Genomic DNA, 15,257 nt, shown 5'->3' with positions numbered 1-15,257 from the left:
TAGCGGCGCGGTGCGGCGCGGGCAAGCAAGCGGGTCTTTAGAACGCTCAAGCGTTCTTCCTCCGCCGCCGCAGCGCGAGGATATAGATCGCCAGTGCGGTCAGGGCGAAGAAGAACCACTGACCGGCATAGGCGAGGTGATTGTTGGGGATGTCTTTCGGATCGGGCGGCGCGAGCGGCTGAAGACCGGCCATCGGCGGTGAGGCGATCAGGCGCGCTTCCTTGCCTGCCGGCCCGATAAAGCCGGCGACCTCGCCGCCATCCCACTTCGCCGGTTCGGGCGCGAGCGACCAACCAAGCGCGATTTCTGCTTCGCCGCCGCCCTGCATTGCGCAGCGAACCATCTGCGCGAGGCCGGTCTTGCCGCCTTCGCTGCGGCCGGGAGTAGTGCGCCGCGCCACGACCCGATCACAGGTCACCACCGAATGACGGTAAAGCGCCTGCTGAATATCGGCAGGATCGCGTGGGAAGGTCACGTTGGACGACATCCTGATCGCGCTGTCATAATGTGCCAGCAGCGCCGCTTTTTCATCCGCGCGGCGCAATTGCCACACGCCCAGCGCGATCATCGTCGCGGCTGCGGCGACCACGACGATGGTCGAGAAAATCGGCACCCTCATGGCTTGCGCCTGCCCGCTTCGCCCGCATTGTTGCGATATTCGCTTTGCAGCAGGAACCCCTTGGTGATCCGCAGACCGCCCATCACCAGCCCCAGCGTCAGCGGCCCCCACAGCAGCACATGAACCCACCAGTCAGGCTCTGCCGCCAATTGCAGCCAGATCGCCAGCCCGACTGTAATTGTGCCAACCGCCAGCGTCACCAGCGCCGCAGGTCCGTCACCGACATTGAAGCGGTTGTAATCCAGCCCGCAGGCGGGGCAGCGATCAGCAAAGCGCAGGATGCCCGCAAACAGCGTCTTTGCGCCGCATCGGGGGCACAAACCAAGCAGGGCAGCCTCGACTTTCGCGGGCTGCCCTGTCTCGGTATCCGAATTGTCGCTTGCATCCATCAGTGGATCGGAGCGCCCCAGCCGCCCCAGACATAGACCGTCACGAACAGGAACAGCCACACCACGTCAACAAAATGCCAATACCACGCCGCCGCTTCGAAACCGAAGTGCTGGCGGGGGGTGAAGTGGCCCTTGTAGGTGCGCACCAGACAGACGATCAGGAAGATCGTGCCAACCAGCACGTGGAAGCCGTGGAAGCCAGTCGCCATGTAGAAGGCCGAGCTGTAGGTGTTGCCGCCGAAGGCGAACGGGGCGTGCGCATATTCGTATGCCTGAATGGCAGTGAACAGCGCGCCCAGCAGAATAGTAAGCCACAGGCCCTTCTTCAGCCCGTCACGGTCACCGTGGATCAGGCAGTGATGCGCCCAAGTTACCGTGGTGCCCGAACACAGCAGGATCAGCGTGTTAAGCAGTGGCAGCGAAAACGGATCCATCACCGCCTCAATCGCCTTGGGCGGGAATTGCCCGCCAATCACCTCGGACAATTCCGAAGGGAACAGCGAGAAATCAAACCAGCTCCAGAACCAGCCGACGAAGAACATCACCTCAGAAGCGATGAACAGGATCATCCCGTAACGCATGTGCAACTGCACAATCGGCGTGTGGTCGCCGCGTTCGGCTTCCTTCACGATATTGGAGAACCAGCTGAAGAATGTGGCGATCAGCCCGGCGACGCCAAGGCCCAGCACCAGATGTGCGCTGCTCATGTCATTCATGAACAACACCATGCCGCTGGTGAAGGTCAGTGCCGAAATCGAGCCGATCAGCGGCCAGATATCGGGTTCGAGGATGTGATATTCGTGATTGACGTTGCCAGCCATTTGTCTCGCGTCCTGTGTCTCGCTTTGCGCGCTGCCCTTAATGCGCCCTGTCCCTGCGGTCCAGAGCCAAGCGGCCTTAATCTTTGGCGCGGTGGAAAGTGTATGACAAGGTGATCTGCTCGACCCCCTGCATATTGGGATCGTCCATCGCCTTGGGATCGACGTAATACAGCACCGGCATACGCACTTCCTGACCGGGCTGCAGCGTCTGTTCGGTAAAACAGAAACACTGGATCTTGTTGAAATAGATCCCCGCCTGCGCCGGTTCGACGTTGAAGGTGGCGGTGCCGGTCACCGGCTGGTCGGAATTGTTCTTCGCCAGATAAATCGCCATATCGCGTTGGCCGATGGTCACCGTGTCGGTCACCTGTTCGGGGCCAAAGCTCCACGGCATATCGCGCGCGACACTGCCGTCGAACCGCACAGAAATCGTCTGCCCGCCCGCGCTCTGCGCCAGTCGTTCGGCAATTGCAGCATCGCTCTCGGTCGCGCGCTGCGTGGTGCCACCAAACCCGGTGACCTGGCAGAACATGCGGTAAAGCGGGACCGCTGCGTAGCCCAGACCCAGCATCGCCAGCGCCGCCAGCATGGCGAACATCGCCGTTCTTTTCTTGCGAAAATCGAGTGAGGAGGAGGCAGCCGCGCTGGTCATCGCAATTATCCCATCCGTACAATCGTGATTGCGTAAAACAGCATGACGAAGAACAGCAAGATACCGCCCAGCACCAGATTCTTGCTGCGGCGGCGGCGATCGAACTCGGTCTTTTCGTCGGGGGTCATGCGATTACTCCGTAAGCGGCGAGCAGCCGGTCGGCCACCAGCACACCGAACAATGCGAACAGATACAGAATGCTGAACGCGAACAGCCGCTTTTCCGGCTTCATCCCGTCGCCATCCACAGGATTGCGAAACGCGACCGGGAGGCTGAAGCCTAGAAAGGCCAGCGACAGGATCACGGCAGCGATCCCGTAAACCGCGCCGGTACCGCCGATAAACCAAGGTGCGGCAGCAATTGGCACCAGCACTATCGCATAGGCCAGAATCTGGCGGCGCGTCGATCTGTGGCCCTTGACTACCGGCATCATCGGAATGCCGACCTTGGCGTAATCAGACTGGACGAACAGCGCCAGCGCCCAGAAATGCGGCGGCGTCCAGAAGAAGATGATGGCAAACAGCAGCACCGGCATGGCGGTGATATCGCCGGTCACAGCAACCCAGCCGATCATCGGCGGAAACGCCCCTGCCCCGCCGCCGATCACGATATTCTGCGGTGTGCGCGGCTTCAGCCAGATGGTGTAGATCACCGCGTAATAGAAAATCGAGAACGCCAGAATTCCGGCGGCCAGCCAGCCAATCGCCAGCCCCATCACGATGACCGATGCAACCGACAAAGCAATCCCGAAATCGCGCGCGTCGGTGCGCGCCATGCGGCCACCGGGCAGCGGGCGACCCGCAGTGCGCTTCATGCCCGCGTCGAGATCGGCCTCCCACCACTGGTTCAGCGCTGCAGCGCCGCCTGCGCCCAATGCGATGCACAGCACGGCGGTGAAGCCCAGCACGGGGTTGATATGGCCGGGAGCCGCCAGCAGGCCGCACAGGCCGGTGAAAATCACCAGGCTCATCACGCGCGGCTTGGTCAGCGCGAAGAAGTCGCGCCAGTCGGCGGGGAGCGGGATAGAAGCGGTCTGTTGCATGGAATCGCTGTCCCTATAGGCGCGTCACGCGATTGGCGAAAGGGCGCTTAGAGACGCAGCAGCCAGTCGATCAGCAGGCGATTGACCTCAACCGGTTTTTCCTGCTGCGTCCAGTGCCCGCAACCCTCCAGCAAATGGCCTTCGACCAGGGGCGCAAAGCTGCGGGTCAGCCCGACAGGATCGGCGGTCGCGCCGAACAGGAAGCTGGCAACATCGCGCTTCCCGCCGATGAACAGCGCAGGTTGCTCGATACGCGCCTCGGCGAATTGTTGCAGCCAGGCAAAATCCCGCTGGTGATTGCGATAGCGGTTCAGCGGTCCGCGAAAGCCGGAGGCGCGAAACTCGCTTTCGTAATAATCGAGATCGGCCGTGGTCAGCCACGGCACGGGCAGCGGATCGGGCAATTTGTCGAGGAACCGCGCGCCGTGGGGTTTATTCCAATAATCGCCCGGAGGCACATCGCCACTGATCGAATACATCATGCGGTGGACGAAATTGCGCGGATCGGCCTCTGCCTCCGCCTCGGCAATGCCGGGTTGCTGGAAATATTCCTGATAGAAATAGCGGCCTTTGGACGTGAAATGCTCGTGATAAACCTCGGTGAAGGGGCGGCGCGGGACACCGGCAAAAGGTATCGATAGCGCCGCGACCGCGCGGAAGCTGGCGGGCCGGGCCAGCGCGGAATTCCACACTATCGGCGCGCCCCAATCATGGCCGACCAGTACCGCCGATCTGCCCGGCTGCAACGCCTCGCTCAGCGCGACCAGATCGCCGACCATATGCTCCATTGCATAGGCTTCGATGGCCTCTGGCTTGTCAGATCCGCCATAGCCGCGAACGTCGATGGCGCAGGCGGTAAACCCGGCCTCCGCCACAGCACCAAGCTGGTGACGCCAACTGTACCAGCTTTCCGGAAAACCGTGGACGAAGATCACCAGCGGGCCGCTGCCTTCTATGGCGCAGCGCAGGCTGACATCGCCGGTGTCGATCAGGCGCATGGTGGGCATTGGGCAGCTCCTCGCTCAAAAGCAAACGGCCGGCCCTTGCGGACCGGCCGTCAGATAATCATGCCATGGCGCAGGCGTCAGGCGTCGACTTTCGCCGGAGTCGTATCGCGCGGCATGTGATTGTGCGCGTCATGATATTCTTCAATCACCGGCAACTCGCTGAACTGATGGAACGGCGGCGGGCTGGACAATGTCCATTCCAGCGTCGTCGCGCCCTCACCCCAGTAATTGGCAGGCGCTTTTTTACCAGCGGTGAAAGCGTACACCAGGTTCACGAAGAAGAAGATCATCGAAGCAGCCATGATCACATAGCCGAACGAGCTGACTTCATTCCAGAAGGTGTAGGCGTCAGCATAGTCGGGATAGCGACGCGGCATGCCCTGCAGACCAAGGAAGTGCTGCGGGAAGAACACCACGTTTACGCCGATGAAGAAGCCCCAGAAGTGGAGATGTGCGAGCAATTCGGAATGCATCCGCCCACTCATCTTCGGGAACCAGTAGTAGAAGCCTGCGAACAAGCTGAACACTGCACCCATCGACAGGACATAGTGGAAATGCGCGACCACGAAATAGGTGTCGTGCACCACATCATCAACGCCGCCATTGGCCAGATACACGCCGGTAACGCCGCCCACGGTGAACAGGAAGATCATGCCCAGTGCCCACACCATCGGGCTTTTGTACTCGATCGAGCCGCCCCACATCGTGGCAATCCAGCTAAAGATCTTCACGCCGGTAGGCACTGCGATAATCATCGTCGCAGCGGTGAAATACATCTTCGTATTCACGTCCAGACCCACGGTATACATGTGGTGCGCCCAGACGATGAAACCGACCACGCCAATCGCGACCATGGCATAGGCCATGCCGAGATAGCCAAACACGGGCTTGCGGCTGAAGGTCGAGACGATCTGGCTGATCATGCCGAAGCCGGGCAGGATCATGATGTACACTTCGGGATGGCCGAAGAACCAGAACAGATGCTGGTACAGCACCGGATCACCGCCGCCCGAGGCATCGAAGAAGGTCGTGCCAAAGTTACGATCGGTGATCAGCATGGTGATGGCCGCAGCCAGCACCGGCAGCGCCAGCAACAGCAGGAAGGCGGTCACCAGCACCGACCACACGAACAGCGGCATCTTGTGCAACGTCATGCCGGGGGCACGCATGTTGAAGATGGTGGTGATGAAGTTGGTTGCACCTAGAATCGAGCCTGCGCCCGCAAGGTGGAGCGAGAAGATCGCGAAATCGACCGCCGGACCTGCCGACCCGCTGGTCGATAGCGGGGCATAGACGGTCCAGCCGGTGCCTGCGCCCATGCCGGTACCGCCGGGCACGAACATCGAGAACATCAGCGACAGGAAGCCTGCAATAGTCAGCCAGAACGACACATTGTTCATGCGCGGGAACGCCATGTCGGGCGCGCCAATCATCAGCGGGACGAACCAGTTGCCGAAGCCGCCGATCATCGCCGGCATGACCATGAAGAAGACCATGATCAGGCCATGCGCCGTAATCAGCACGTTCCAGGCGTGGAGGCTCTGGTCGAAACCGGCCTCGCCGCCCATGAACTGCACAAAGCTGCCCAGTACCTGAATGCCCGGTTCGGCCAGCTCGGCACGCATGACGCCCGAAATGGCGCCACCGACGATCCCCGCGAAAATCGCGAAGATCAGGTAAAGCGTGCCGATGTCCTTGTGGTTGGTGGACATGAACCAGCGCGCAAAGAAGCCGGGTTTGTGATCGGCGTCATGATGCGCGTGGTCGGCATCGTGGGCCTGGAAAGCGTCGGCGGTAGTAGCCATCGTACTGGTCTCTCGAGCTCTAAATCAAACTATCAGGTGGTCGTGTCGTCAGTGACCGGCGGCGCACCTGCACCCGGAGCACCAGGGATGGCGCTTTCAGGCTGCTGCAACGGGGCGGCCTTGGGATCAGCCTCCACGCCTTCTTCTTCGGCACCGGCGACCTTGCCGCCCTGTGCCAGCACCCAGGCATTGTACTGGGCCATCGGCAAGGCTTCGACCGCGATCGGCATATAGCCGTGGCGCGCGCCACACAGTTCCGAACACTGGCCGTAATAGACGCCGGGTTCATCAATCTGCAGCAGCTTTTCATTCAACCGGCCGGGAACCGCGTCGAGCTTGAACCACAGCGAAGGGACCGCGAAAGAATGGATCACATCCGCGCCGGTAACCTGCAACCGGATTGGCACGCCGACCGGCACAACCATGCGGTTGTCGACAGCCAGCTGATGCGGCTCACCGTTGGCCTCAGCCTCTTCCTTGGTCAGCATATTGGAAACGACTTCGAAATCGCCATTGTCGGGATAAGCATAACCCCAATACCACTGGTAACCGATCGCCTTAATGGTGATCGCATCCTTGGGCGGGGTCTCATACTGCTTGGCCAGCAGCGTGATCGACGGGATCGCAATGCCCAGCAGGATCAGCGCGGGAACAACGGTCCAGACGACTTCGATAAAGGTGTTGTGCGAGGTCTTGTTCGGGACCGGATTGGCGCTCTTGCGAAAACGCACCATCACATACAGCATCAGTGCCAGCACAAATACGCTGATCGCCACCATGATCCAGAACAGCCAGAAATGCAGGCCGCGCGCAAAATGGCCGATTTGCGTAAACTGGTCCTGCACATCATAGCCGCCAGCGACCGGCATCCCCTTGCCTTCAGTCGGCTTCATCGGGACATAGGCACCGGCCCCCGGCGCAGCTTCGGCGGTCGAACCGTCGGCGGCCAGCGCCGGATCGAGCGTCGGGTCAGCAGCAGCAGTGCTGTCCGCGCTTGCCGACACGCTTTGTGCGGCGGGATCGTCCTGCGCGGCGGCCAGTGACGGGGTCAGCGCAAGCGCGACAGCCATCGCTATACTGGCGGCAATCCGGTGCAGGGCGCTGATGGAGCCAAGAAATTTCATCGTCGGGATGCTTTCCGTAAGTTCTTGTCGGCTCGGCGGTGTGTCCGCCGCGAAACCCGGCCATGCGCATGGGCAGCCCCCGATTGCAGGGCCCGGTTTGGCGTGCCCTATAGGCAGGCTTTGCGCTTGCCTCAAGCGCGTAGCCCACAAAAAATTCGCCTTACCCTACGTCATCTGCCCAGCCATCCTGTGTGCCAGCGATGATACCCCCTTGCGCAATCGGTCGTGAGGCGCTTTGGACGCTGGCTATGACAGAAGAAGATATCCTCCAGGAATTCCGCGCCAGTGAAGCCTTGCTGCAGGGGCATTTTGTCCTGTCGAGCGGACGACACAGTGGCCATTATTTGCAATGCGCCCGCGTGCTGATGAATGGCGAGCGGGCCGACCGGCTGGCCCGCGCGCTGGCTCAGAAAATCCCGCGCGAGCTGCGCAGCCAGATCGATCTGGTGGTCAGCCCGGCGATGGGCGGATTGATCATCGGCCACGAAATGGGCCGCGCACTGGGCAAGGATGCCGTTTTTCTGGAACGGCCCGAGGGGACTTTCGAACTGCGCCGGGGCTTCCGGCTCGAACCCGGCGCCAAGGTGCTGATGGTAGAGGATGTGGTGACCACCGGCCTTTCCAGCCGCGAGGCGATCGCTGCGGTCGCGCGTGAGGGCGGCGAAGTGCTGGCCGAAGTGGCGCTGGTCGACCGTTCGAACGGGTCCGCCGATCTGGGCGTGCCATTTTTCCCGCTGATCGACATTACCTTCCCGACCTATGCAACCGAAGAGGTGCCCGAGGAATTGGCAGTCATAGCCATCACCAAGCCCGGAAGCCGGAAGGCTTGATCAGCCCCGCACCTTCCCGCCCGCTGCGGCTTGGCGTGAACATCGATCACGTCGCCACGATCCGCAATGCGCGCGGCGGCGACCATCCCGATCCGGTGCGCGCGGCACAAATCGTGGCGGCCGTGGGCGGCGACGGTATTACCGCGCATCTGCGCGAGGATCGGCGGCATATCCGCGATGCCGATCTGCAGCGCATTCAGGAAGCCACCGATCTGCCGCTCAATCTGGAGATGGCAGCGACCGAGGAAATGCTGGCCATCGCGTTGAAGCACAGACCGCACGCCGCCTGCATCGTCCCGGAAAAGCGTGAGGAGCGCACCACCGAGGGCGGGCTGGACGCCGCTGGCCTGCACAACACTTTGACGCCCATTGTGTGGAAACTGAAAGACAACGACATCCGCGTCAGCCTGTTTATCGAGGCGGACGAGCGCCAGCTGGACGCTGCCCTGCGGCTGGGTGTGCCGGTGGTCGAATTTCACACAGGCGAATATGCCCACGCCCATCTTGATGGCGACCGCGAACGGATGTCTGCGGAGCTGAAGCGCATTGCCGATATGTCTGCGCTGGCGGTGAAAAACGGGATCGAACCGCACGCGGGGCATGGCCTGACATATGAAAACGTCCAGCCAATTGCGGCCATCCCGCAATTGGCCGAGCTCAATATCGGACACTACCTTGTCGGCGAGGCGATCTTCACCGGGCTGGAACACGCCGTGCGCCATATGCGCGAGCTGATGGATGAGGCGCGGTAATTGACGCAAGAATATGCCTTGGAAATCTGGCGGTCTGTTAAAACGACCTTTGTCCTGATGCTGATAGTTGTGCCGATCATCGTTCTTGCCATCTTGCTCAACCCCGAGTGGGGGCGAGGCGATTGGGGCAGTCTGGTCCCGAAAGCAGCAGGAATGGTGATTTTCGGCGGCCTTCTCGCGGAAATTTTCAGGCGCATGATCAATTTCTTTGCTGGCAAACCAATCTGTCACTGGCGGAGCGCGCGATGATCATCGGCCTTGGCTCCGACCTGTGCAATATAGAGCGGATCCAGAATTCTCTCGACCGCTATGGGGAGCGTTTCGAAAACCGCGTCTTCACCGAGACAGAGCGCGCCAAGGCGCGGCGGCGGCCGTTCACCATCGCCGGCACCTATGCCAAGCGGTTCGCGGCGAAAGAGGCGTTCTCCAAGGCGGTTGGCACAGGTTTCCGGCGCGGCGTCTTCATGAAGGATATCGGCGTGGTCAACGCCCCGTCGGGTGCGCCGACACTGGCGCTGGCAGGCGGCGCAGCAACGCGGCTTGCGGAAATGATTCCCGCGGGGCATGAGGCCCGCATTCATCTCACCCTCACCGACGATCATCCATGGGCACAGGCTTTCGTAATCATCGAAGCGGTGCCCACATGATCACCGGCAACCCGGCAGCACAACCCATTACCAAAGACGCCAAAACCGAAGACGAGAAAGTCGACTGGCTGGCCGAGCTGCGCGGGCTGGCGCTGATGCTGCTCGCCGTGGTCGGGTTTCACAGCTTTATCGCCAAGCCGTTTTATATCCCGTCCGAATCGATGATGCCCAATCTGCTGGTTGGTGACCGGCTGGTGGTGAGCAAATATCCTTATGGCTGGAACTGGTCGTCGATCAGTTTCCACGTCGCCCCGCGCGGTGATTGGCGCATCTGGGGTTCTGCTCCCGAATATGGCGACATCGTTATCCCGGTGCATCCGGTGAAGGACGAGGATTACATTAAACGCGTGGTCGGCCTTCCGGGTGATCGCATCGCAGTGCGCAATGGCCAGATTATCTTGAATGGCCAGCCCGTGCCGCAAACCGTTGAACCGGCAATCGAAATTCCACTCGATGCCAATTCACGCTGCAACGGGTTTGGGCTGTATGACTTCCGCGTCACCCGCCCCGACGGCACGCGCGCCTGCCAGCTGCCGGTTTACCGCGAGACCATGCCCAATGGTGCCACCTATCTGGTGATTGATCACGAAAATCAGCGGCTCGACAATTTTGGCGAGATCAGAATTCCCGATGATAGCGTGTTCGTGATGGGCGACAACCGTGACCATTCTTCCGACAGCCGCGCTTACGATGATAGCGGGCTGGCTGGACCGATCCCGCTCACCAACATCGGTGGGCGCGCTGAATTCATCACTTTTTCGCTTGATGGCACGACAAGCCTCAATCCTTTGAGCTGGTTTACCTCCTTGCGTAGCGGTCGCGCGTGGAGCACTTTGCGACCGCCGCTTGTGGAGAGGACTCCCGCCGAATGACCGAGAAAACCGCGCCTGCCGATTCGTCAGAGAACGGCACTGAAAAGGAACCGGGCGCCAGCCCTACCCACATCGCCAGCCCCAAGCTTCGTTACGAAGCATCAAAGGCGCTGGTCTGGGGGATGGTAATCGGCTTCATCGTGTTGGCTGTGCATCTGTCGCAATCGCTGCTGGTGATTTTCGGGGCATTGGTGTTCGCCGCTATGATCGATGGCGGCGCACGTCTGCTGGGCCGGATATTGCCAATCGGGCGCGGCTGGCGCGTGGGCATCACCTTGTTGTTCGGCGTGGCATTCATGCTTTGGCTGGGCTTTTTCGCAGGCTCGCAGATTTCGCAGCAGGCCGCTGAGTTCCCGGCCATCATCGGTGAACAATTGGGCAGACTGCTCTCGTTCCTGCGAAGCAAGGGCTTTGCCATCAGCCAGGAAGATGTTCAGAGCATCGCCAGCAATATGATGAGCGGCGTCGGTACGATTACCAAAGCGATTGGCGGATTGTTCGGCGGATTGACCACGATGTTCCTGATCCTGATCATCGGCATCTATTTCGCCATCGACCCGCGCGTTTACGAGCGCGGGCTGGCATGGATGATTCCCTCCCATCGTCGCGGCGCGTTTTACGATACGCTCAGCTATCAGGCTTACACCATGCGCCGTCTGCTCGCCGGACGACTGGTGGGCATGGTCGCAGAAGGGATTTTCACCTGGGCGCTGCTGGCATTCTACGGCGTGCCAATGGCGGCGCTGCTGGGTCTGCTGACGGGCCTGCTGGCTTTTATCCCCAATATCGGCGCGATTATCTCGGGCGTCCTGATGGTGCTGGTCGGCTTCTCCGGCGGTGTCGACATGGGGATCTATACGATCTTCGTCTATTTCCTCGTGCAGAATTTCGACGGCTATATCCTCGTCCCTCTGATCGCCAAGAAAACAGTCGATCTGGCACCCGCGCTGGTGCTGTCGGCGCAGCTTATCTTCGGGGTGCTGTTCGGCATTCTGGGAATGGCGCTGGCCGATCCGATGCTGGCGATGATCAAGGTGGCGCTGGAACGGCGTTCGGCGCGTATCGAAGCGGCGGGCAAACCGGGTGAGCCCAAAGGTGCAGAGGCCGCTGCCTAATGGTCCGCAAATTCCTCTATCTGGTCGCAGTTGTGATCGTGCTTTTCATCGCCGGTGCCGTTGCACTGTCGATCTGGTCGCGTGAGGCGACGCAGATCGCGTTTGTCCCGCGCGGCGAATTTGTTGAACAGGCCCCGCTCCAGACCAATGCCTATCAAGACCCGGCAATGTGGTATTCGCGCCCCGGCATCGGCGTGGACGATCCGGCGCGCTATCAGCCCGGCATTGCAGAGATCGCGCTAGATCCGGCCGAGCAAGCTCCCTCGCCCGACACTCCGGCAGCCGAGCAAAGCCTCGACAGCCCAGCGCCTTTCGACACGCAAGGCGCGCTGCCCGGTGAACCGGCGGATGCGCAGGCGACCCCCGGCTTTGCAGTCTTCTTCGTGCATCCCACCAGCTATATCCGCGAGGCTGTGAGTGCAGACTGGAATGCTGCGCTGGAAGATCCCACGGCGGAAAACCGCGCACGGCTGTTCATCAAAGGCATGGCCAGCCCCTTCAACCGCGCGGACGAGATCTGGGCACCGAAATACCGCCAGGCCGTCGCCGGGGCGTTTCTGACAGACAAGCCCGAAGCTGATCTTGCGATCGACATGGCCTATCGCGATGTTGCGCTGGCGTTCGATTTCTTTGTCGCCAGCGTTGATCAGGACAAGCCCATTGTGCTGGCCGGACATAGCCAGGGCGCAGCACATGTACTGCGCCTGCTGCGTGACAAGGTGGCCGGAACACCGCTGGAAGCCCGCATGGCAGCTGTTTATGCACCGGGCTGGCCAATTTCGGTCGCCCACGATTTGCCCGCGCTGCCTATCCCTGCCTGCGCCGCACCGACCCAATCGGGATGTCTGCTCGGCTGGTCGAGCTTTGCCGATGACGGTGATCCAGATTTCATCATGGACCGCTACAAGGCCACTCCCGGCTTCGATGGCCAGCCACGCGGCGATGGGCCGATCCTGTGCGTCAATCCGCTGACCGGGATGACGGGCGGCGCTGCGGCCGTGACTGCCAATCTTGGGACGCTGGTTCCTGACGAGACGCTGACCAGCGGCGAATTGGTGGCAAATGCGGTTGGCGCGCGCTGCGATCCGCGCGGCCTGCTGTTGATTGGCGATCCGCCCGCGCTGGGACAGGGTGTGCTGCCGGGAAGCAATTATCACGTCTATGACATCCCGCTGTTCTGGAAGAATCTGCAGGAAGATGTCGTGCGCCGGGTCGGGGCATGGACAGCCAGCCGCTCGTAACCGACAGCGCCAGCACGTTTGCCGATGCGCTGCCCGATGGCGGCGTATTGCTTGCTCTCGATCTGGGTACCAAGACCATCGGGGTGGCGACCTGCGATGCAGGATGGCGCTTTGCTACCGCTGGCAAAACGCTGTCACGCGGCAAGTTTACGCAGGACGCAGGCAAGCTGGCGCAGCTGGTTGCCGAGCGTAGGGTGCGCGGCATCGTGCTTGGCCTGCCACGCAATATGGACGGCAGCGAAGGCCCGCGTGCGCAGGCCAGCCGCGCCTATGCGCTCAATCTTGCTGGCAAGCTGCCGCTGCCAGTGCTGCTGTGGGATGAACGCTGGTCCACAGCCAGCGCGGAAGGCGCGCTGATCGCGCAGGATATGAGCCGGGCCAAGCGCGCCGAACGCATTGACAGCCATGCCGCTGCAGTGATCCTGCAAGCCGCAATCGACGCCTTGGCTGGCGGGGCTTTCTAAGCCGTCAGAGCCGCGCGGCGTGCCTTTGCCTCCTGCGCCACCATCATACTTCCCGACAGCTCCGCAGCGCGCCAGATCGCGTCGCGGGCATCCGCGTCTGGTGCGAGCAGAGATCGTGCCTCAAAGCTGGCCAAGCGCAGCCGGTCACTTGGATGATGGGAGCCGAAATGCTCCGCCAGATCGCGCGCCTCATGTCCGCCCAGCCCGACAGCGCACCGCAGGAACGCCTCGGTAGACGTCGGATTGAGAATACCCGTGACGGTCTTCGCGTCCAGATCGAAGCCATATTGATCGAACCAGCCCTGCGCCGGGTCGATGTGCATGATGTTGAGTGAGACTGACAGGCTTTCGGGCGGGAGCTGCGAATGAATGTCGGTGTGTGCGCGGTAAAGCATAAGCTTGCCCTCCCCCAGCGCGCTGCGCTCGACGAAGCGCAAATCGGCTTGCTCGCCGCGATAGCCCGCCACGCTCTCTTAATCATATTCGTAATAATCGCTTTGATAACCGGGACCGAAATAGCCGGCAGTCAGGAAACTGAAATTGTGATCGTGCGGGACGCCATAGACAAAGCTCTTGGCGCCGCTGGCGTGGAAGCAGCTTTCCTGCTCGCTCGGCCAGATATTGGCGCGCAGAAAACAGCCATTGCGCAGCGGCGACAGAACGATGGCTTGCGGTCCATAACCGCTTTCCACCGCCATATCGCGGTGCCGGTCGCGCAGCTGCGCCACCATCAAATCGCCCAGAAAGCCGCGATCTGCGGCCAGACGGGCCAGCAGCTGTGCGGCGTGGTCCAGGCTGTCCTCATCAGCCGGGTTGAAAGCGCGGCTCGCCAAGGCTTCCTGCGCCTGTGCCAGCGTGATCGCATCAGTGGCGCGGTTCTCGATTATGCGCGGCATTGCGCAGCTTCCTTTCCGGCGAGTTGGGGATGACGCGCAAGCAGTTGATCGCGCAGCGCACTGGCGTGATCGCACAGCGCATCCGCTTGGTTCTCGGCCATCGCACACAGCGCAGCAAACCCCGTCGCTGTGTCGAGCGCGAGGCATTCGCGCATAGCTTGCCAGCGCAGATGGTCGCTGCCGCTGCGCATCATTTCAGCAAAGATCGGGGCTGCATCTTCGCGCCCCATCCTGCCGAGCAATGCCATCATCAGCTCATGCTGGCTCTCGCGCCGGTCGCCGCTTGAGCGGTGGAGCAGCTTGCCCGTATTCAGGCAGAATTGCCGCGACGGAGCCGGTGTTTCCGGCGTGCGGGACAACCGCAGCATTACCATCCGCCCGTGAACCTTCACCACCTGCTTGGCATGGACAAAGCCGGGGAAGTGCAGCGCCTCACGCGCGACTACGCGGCGCGGATCGCTGTCGAGGACGGCGGTGTCACCGCGGTCCTGCACAATTTCGAACAGCCGCAAATCGGCTGCGCCTGCCACGACCACTTCCCGGCGCTCGACATCGGAAAAACAGATCGATGTCGGTGCTTCGGCATTAGAAGCGGCAGTGTCCTCATAGATAATCAGGGACAGCGTGGCGCGGCCACAGATGGTAAGTTGCAGTATGCTCAAGCCGTCCGACACCTGATGCCGCAGTGGGACTTGGCCAAGCGGATAGTCACGCAGCGCTGTGGTCAGACCATGGACCAGCGGGTCCAGCCATCCGGCCTCACGCCCCTGTCCCGCAAACAGGTCCCCCAACGCAGGACAATGCGCCAGTTTTTCACCCTGACCATAGGCGCGCAACTCAGCCATCACTCCTGCCACCGGCTCACTCGCCAGCCAGCGGTCGCGCGCCCGCTCTAGCGCCTCCTGCGCGTGGCGCTGCAAGGCGGTATCACCTCGCAGCGCCAGCATTTCCGGATCAATACGCATCGCTCCGGCGCCAGTG

The 15,257-nt window shown here is 61.5% G+C and carries 20 protein-coding genes; 8 read left to right on the top strand and 12 right to left on the bottom strand.

Going from position 1 to position 15,257, the window contains the following annotated elements; all coding sequences use genetic code 11:
- Nucleotides 1–46 precede the first annotated feature (46 nt).
- The 9 genes from FEV51_RS06170 to coxB all read right to left on the bottom strand — a co-directional run bounded on the left by FEV51_RS06170 (nt 47) and on the right by coxB (nt 7,459).
- On the bottom strand, nt 47–619 hold the full coding sequence (locus FEV51_RS06170; protein WP_138616988.1) for an SURF1 family cytochrome oxidase biogenesis protein: 573 nt from the start codon (nt 617–619) through the stop codon (nt 47–49).
- The gene (locus FEV51_RS06165) at nt 616–1,008 is read right to left on the bottom strand and encodes a DUF983 domain-containing protein (protein ID WP_138616986.1); all 393 of its coding nucleotides are present in this window, start codon (nt 1,006–1,008) and stop codon (nt 616–618) included. The genes FEV51_RS06170 and FEV51_RS06165 overlap by 4 nt, the downstream gene beginning before the upstream one ends.
- Nucleotides 1,008–1,829 (bottom strand): cytochrome c oxidase subunit 3, encoded by an 822-nt coding sequence (locus FEV51_RS06160; protein WP_138616984.1) that lies wholly within the window; start codon nt 1,827–1,829, stop codon nt 1,008–1,010. The genes FEV51_RS06165 and FEV51_RS06160 overlap by 1 nt, the downstream gene beginning before the upstream one ends.
- A 76-nt stretch (nt 1,830–1,905) precedes the next feature.
- Nucleotides 1,906–2,481, bottom strand: coding sequence for a cytochrome c oxidase assembly protein (locus FEV51_RS06155; RefSeq protein WP_138616982.1), 576 nt, complete (start codon nt 2,479–2,481; stop codon nt 1,906–1,908).
- A gap of 5 nt (nt 2,482–2,486) precedes the next feature.
- Nucleotides 2,487–2,609 carry a hypothetical protein gene (locus FEV51_RS13405; protein WP_281281599.1) on the bottom strand — a complete coding sequence of 41 codons (123 nt, stop codon included), beginning with the start codon at nt 2,607–2,609 and terminating at the stop codon, nt 2,487–2,489.
- Nucleotides 2,606–3,523: a heme o synthase gene (locus FEV51_RS06150; protein WP_138616980.1), complete on the bottom strand. Its 918-nt coding sequence runs from the start codon at nt 3,521–3,523 to the stop codon at nt 2,606–2,608. Before FEV51_RS06150 ends, FEV51_RS13405 begins: the two co-directional genes overlap by 4 nt.
- Before the next feature lie 47 nt (nt 3,524–3,570).
- Nucleotides 3,571–4,530, bottom strand: coding sequence for an alpha/beta fold hydrolase (locus FEV51_RS06145; RefSeq protein WP_171033054.1), 960 nt, complete (start codon nt 4,528–4,530; stop codon nt 3,571–3,573).
- Between the two features lie 77 nt (nt 4,531–4,607).
- Complete coding sequence (gene ctaD / locus FEV51_RS06140) at nt 4,608–6,335, bottom strand: cytochrome c oxidase subunit I (protein WP_138616978.1); 1,728 nt, start codon at nt 6,333–6,335, stop codon at nt 4,608–4,610.
- A gap of 32 nt (nt 6,336–6,367) precedes the next feature.
- A complete protein-coding gene (gene coxB, locus FEV51_RS06135; RefSeq protein ID WP_138616976.1) occupies nt 6,368–7,459 on the bottom strand; it encodes a cytochrome c oxidase subunit II in 1,092 nt (363 codons plus the stop codon).
- 248 nt (nt 7,460–7,707) lie between these two features.
- On the opposite strand from coxB, the gene pyrE reads away from it, so the two are divergent.
- From pyrE to ruvX, 8 genes are read left to right on the top strand one after another with little or no spacing between them, the layout of a single operon-like run.
- Nucleotides 7,708–8,289, top strand: a complete 582-nt coding sequence (gene pyrE, locus FEV51_RS06130; protein ID WP_138616974.1) for an orotate phosphoribosyltransferase — start codon at nt 7,708–7,710, stop codon at nt 8,287–8,289.
- Nucleotides 8,286–9,041: a pyridoxine 5'-phosphate synthase gene (locus FEV51_RS06125; protein ID WP_138616972.1), complete on the top strand. Its 756-nt coding sequence runs from the start codon at nt 8,286–8,288 to the stop codon at nt 9,039–9,041. The genes pyrE and FEV51_RS06125 overlap by 4 nt, the downstream gene beginning before the upstream one ends.
- Entirely contained in the window at nt 9,042–9,290 is a 249-nt protein-coding gene (locus tag FEV51_RS06120) for a hypothetical protein (RefSeq protein ID WP_138616970.1), read from the top strand.
- Nucleotides 9,287–9,688, top strand: coding sequence for a holo-ACP synthase (acpS, locus tag FEV51_RS06115; protein ID WP_138616968.1), 402 nt, complete (start codon nt 9,287–9,289; stop codon nt 9,686–9,688). The genes FEV51_RS06120 and acpS overlap by 4 nt, the downstream gene beginning before the upstream one ends.
- Complete coding sequence (lepB, locus tag FEV51_RS06110; RefSeq protein ID WP_138616966.1) at nt 9,685–10,560, top strand: signal peptidase I; 876 nt, start codon at nt 9,685–9,687, stop codon at nt 10,558–10,560. Before acpS ends, lepB begins: the two co-directional genes overlap by 4 nt.
- Complete coding sequence (locus FEV51_RS06105) at nt 10,557–11,675, top strand: AI-2E family transporter (RefSeq protein WP_138616964.1); 1,119 nt, start codon at nt 10,557–10,559, stop codon at nt 11,673–11,675. Before lepB ends, FEV51_RS06105 begins: the two co-directional genes overlap by 4 nt.
- A complete protein-coding gene (locus FEV51_RS06100; protein WP_138616962.1) occupies nt 11,675–12,916 on the top strand; it encodes a DUF3089 domain-containing protein in 1,242 nt (413 codons plus the stop codon). Before FEV51_RS06105 ends, FEV51_RS06100 begins: the two co-directional genes overlap by 1 nt.
- Nucleotides 12,895–13,380, top strand: coding sequence for a Holliday junction resolvase RuvX (ruvX, locus tag FEV51_RS06095; RefSeq protein WP_138616960.1), 486 nt, complete (start codon nt 12,895–12,897; stop codon nt 13,378–13,380). Before FEV51_RS06100 ends, ruvX begins: the two co-directional genes overlap by 22 nt.
- Here ruvX and FEV51_RS13230 read toward each other — a convergent pair.
- From FEV51_RS13230 to FEV51_RS06085, 3 genes are read right to left on the bottom strand one after another with little or no spacing between them, the layout of a single operon-like run.
- Entirely contained in the window at nt 13,377–13,847 is a 471-nt protein-coding gene (locus FEV51_RS13230) for a hypothetical protein (RefSeq protein ID WP_187695310.1), read from the bottom strand. The genes ruvX and FEV51_RS13230 overlap by 4 nt on opposite strands.
- Before the next feature lie 6 nt (nt 13,848–13,853).
- Nucleotides 13,854–14,276 carry a hypothetical protein gene (locus FEV51_RS13225; protein ID WP_187695309.1) on the bottom strand — a complete coding sequence of 141 codons (423 nt, stop codon included), beginning with the start codon at nt 14,274–14,276 and terminating at the stop codon, nt 13,854–13,856.
- Nucleotides 14,264–15,241 (bottom strand): hypothetical protein, encoded by a 978-nt coding sequence (locus tag FEV51_RS06085; protein WP_138616958.1) that lies wholly within the window; start codon nt 15,239–15,241, stop codon nt 14,264–14,266. The genes FEV51_RS13225 and FEV51_RS06085 overlap by 13 nt, the downstream gene beginning before the upstream one ends.
- Between the last annotated feature and the right edge of the window lie 16 nt (nt 15,242–15,257).

Source organism: Qipengyuania marisflavi (assembly GCF_005884405.1).
In the GTDB taxonomy this organism is placed as follows: Bacteria; Pseudomonadota; Alphaproteobacteria; order Sphingomonadales; family Sphingomonadaceae; genus Qipengyuania; species Qipengyuania marisflavi.
The sequence above is the reverse complement of the archived record's forward strand: the minus strand, read 5'-3'. Positions and strand labels throughout refer to the sequence as shown.